Raw genomic sequence first — 2,884 nt, forward strand, 5'->3', positions numbered from 1 at the left:
ATTAAAACTTCGCTCTTAACTATTATGTTAAATTACACGGTGTTTCACCGAAGCACTGCACATCGACATGCATTCAGGATCGACGACAAACATTCGAAGCGGCCGCAGGGACAAGCCTGGTCCCGTCACTGGTTCATTGAAGAGGAAGCTGGTCAGCAAGACATATCGTGCGACGCGCTCTCGTTCACAGCTAGGCTCCCCTGATCTCTGACCGCGTCGCTATGCTGCGCCTCGTGAGATTGTTACGGTGAAGACGGTATGGTTCTCGTCAGATTCAACTTCAATCGTTCCGTAGTGAGCTTGCGCAATGCAACGGCAGATATAAAGACCCAAGCCCATGCCTGGGGAGGCACGCCTTAATTCCAGCAACGGGTGCCGCGCATGTGAGCGGATCGAAGAGCGTGGGTAGTGCGCGCGACGGGTTCTAGCGGCAATATCGTTGGTTCCTTATCTCGCCGCCTTCGATCCCCTACGGACTCTCTCGGTGATTTCGCAAAATGGCCGACGTGTACAGTCATCCAGTATTTCGACCTCTTAAATGACATCGACTGGGACACCGCGCCAATTGCCTACCATATCGTCGCTTCGAATCGCGTCATTCGCGATGGGATGCTCAGCAACGCCCGGCGTACAGGATCCCGAATTTGATCCAGGAGACGGAAACACCACCTCCAGTTTTTCAAATTACAGAAGCCCGTCGCTCATTTGAACCATGCAACGATCATCATAGCTACAGCTAGTGAATTCAATGCGGCCTGCAGCAGGTTTCCGGCATTCAATCTTCGGCGTTGCTCTCCTAGGTGAACTTCATCGTCACGTTCGGCTGCCTTTATGCTTTTGTAAATCGGGAGCTTGACGAGTTTTGATATGAGTCCACCGGCCAGCCATAGCGCGAGTCCTGCGCTGATCCAGCGATTTCCAAATCCATAAAAGTAGTAATAGGGAATAGCGCCGATCAGCGGGACGTTTAGGGCAATGATCATGAACGGCGATTTGGTTGAGTGTCGTACCAGGGATCCTACGAAGTCTTTGAAGGTCGCTGCGTCCATGTCGTTCATGACGTGCCGAAGCACGCCAGCAATGAAAATCAAGAGCGTCGCGTTCACGACCATGGAAGCTAGTAGCAGAACCTCAGCCAGCGCTTGGGTCATTTTTGATCCTCTAAGCGGATAGTTCGAACGGGGCGCTCGCCGAGCAGGCCACGTATCGGGTTGATCAGCGCGGTTCGGTGGCGCGGTAGGATAGCGTGCATGCGGTATACCGCCTCGATGGCCTGTTGCTCGACCGATTTGATCGACATGCTGCGCATCGTGGGTCGGCTGGCAGCTTCGACTACCGCCTCCGCATCGTTGCGATCGTTCTTACTTGTCTTGACGAACGGTACAGTATATTGCGGACTGATTCGCCGAACTTCGGTCCGATCGACTGCAAACACCTCGCCCAGTGATGGACAGTCCTGTATGCCTCCATGACAACCATTTTGGGGTTCAATGTGCGCGCGGTTTCAGAGAAGAAGCTCCTCAAGACCTTCGATCGATGCACGACACGGTCTCGACAATCCGCGCCGTGGAGCTGGAAGATCTGCTTCGCAAGATCGACGCCGAGAATGTCGATTTCCATGACGAACCTCCGCACGTCCGAGTGAGTGCGTAGCGTCTCCCGCAGGGAGGCACCGGGTCCAACAAGCACGAAGATAAATACCCGCATACCATCTCGAATGAGTGGCGACTACCAGTCGCCGAGCCTGAACTACGAGTCCTGAATAGTGGAACCCTCGGGCTGCTATGGGCATCACACACAAATGTGAGTCGTTCAAGGGGGAGTTAGCAGTTGCTTGATTGGAAAGACAATTTATACAGGGCCACAAGGTGGGACCGCGCTAGGCTTATGTCCCCCTAGCCGGAAAATGCACAAAAATCCACGTCACCCCCAAAGGCAGCGACGCGGCCGGCCGAGGGATCCGCCAATGCCCGCGACGCACATGGGATAAAAGACAAACCGGCTAGACGGTTTACATGACGACTGACCTGCGTTAGTATGACCCGCGAGCCACCTCGGTCTATCGTCCGTCCGCGTACAGGTCGCTACGACAGCCAGGACGCTTCCCAGATTTAGCGTCGTTATGAAGCGCCTTATTTGCAAACCGGCCAGACGGTTCGTATGAGTATACGGAAACTAACAACCCCCGCGTTCGAATGGCTGTTGACGATGGCCCCCAAAGCCCTGATTTGCGCAGCGCTCGGTCTTGCACTGTTCGCTTGCCTCGCACTCTCGGCGTGCTCGGCAGTCAAGCCCGTCAAGTATTCCAGCCTCGCTTCATGGCCGTACCTGCGCGTCAATCCCGACGACCGGGATGGAACCCATATGCCCTATCGGTATGCGTTACCGCAGGACTGGTCACGGTACAGAAAACTCATCCTCGAACCGGTCCAGCTTTACGGCGGGCCGGATGCAGAGTTTCGCCACGTCAGCAACGCGGAGCGCTCGAAGCTCGCTGATTTCATGCAGGCTACGTTCGCAGAAACGCTGGCCACCCGCTTCGATCTGGTGAATGAATCCGGAGCCGACACGCTTCGTGTTCGGCTCACGCTTACCGGTGCAGGCACGGCGCTGCCAGGATATGTCATCTATGCGGTAGAAATTTCGGATTCCTCTTCAAACAAGCTGATTGAAGCTTATATCGAAAGATATCCAGATGGCGGGCTTTCTGCCAGGTTGAGCTCGCCAGACGCCCCCAAAACCGGCATTGAACGGGGCGCAGCCGAACTGATCGCCCAATTCAGGTAATTCACTTTTGCAGCAGCTTTCAATGTCCCTCAGACGATTTCTCCCGCTCACCATCTGGCTCGTACCGATCGGTGCAGCGTTGATCGGCATCGCGTTG

Annotated in this window: 4 protein-coding genes; 1 reads left to right on the forward strand and 3 read right to left on the reverse strand. The window is 55.0% G+C overall.

What is annotated here, in order from left to right; translation table 11 throughout:
- Positions 1 to 219 precede the first annotated feature (219 nt).
- The 3 genes from U5A65_RS41075 to U5A65_RS40585 all read right to left on the reverse strand — a co-directional run bounded on the left by U5A65_RS41075 (position 220) and on the right by U5A65_RS40585 (position 1,300).
- Positions 220 to 339 (reverse strand): hypothetical protein, encoded by a 120-nt coding sequence (locus tag U5A65_RS41075; RefSeq protein WP_415766519.1) that lies wholly within the window; start codon positions 337 to 339, stop codon positions 220 to 222.
- A 362-nt stretch (positions 340 to 701) separates the two neighbouring features.
- The gene (locus U5A65_RS40580) at positions 702 to 1,151 is read right to left on the reverse strand and encodes a hypothetical protein (RefSeq protein WP_321916000.1); all 450 of its coding nucleotides are present in this window, start codon (positions 1,149 to 1,151) and stop codon (positions 702 to 704) included.
- Positions 1,148 to 1,300: a hypothetical protein gene (locus tag U5A65_RS40585; RefSeq protein WP_321915999.1), complete on the reverse strand. Its 153-nt coding sequence runs from the start codon at positions 1,298 to 1,300 to the stop codon at positions 1,148 to 1,150. The genes U5A65_RS40580 and U5A65_RS40585 overlap by 4 nt, the downstream gene beginning before the upstream one ends.
- A gap of 908 nt (positions 1,301 to 2,208) precedes the next feature.
- On the opposite strand from U5A65_RS40585, the gene U5A65_RS40590 reads away from it, so the two are divergent.
- A complete protein-coding gene (locus U5A65_RS40590; protein ID WP_321915998.1) occupies positions 2,209 to 2,787 on the forward strand; it encodes a DUF3313 domain-containing protein in 579 nt (192 codons plus the stop codon).
- The last annotated feature ends 97 nt before the right edge of the window (positions 2,788 to 2,884 follow it).

The sequence above is a fragment of the Paraburkholderia sp. J10-1 genome (assembly GCF_905220165.1).
Classification (GTDB): Bacteria; Pseudomonadota; Gammaproteobacteria; order Burkholderiales; family Burkholderiaceae; genus Paraburkholderia.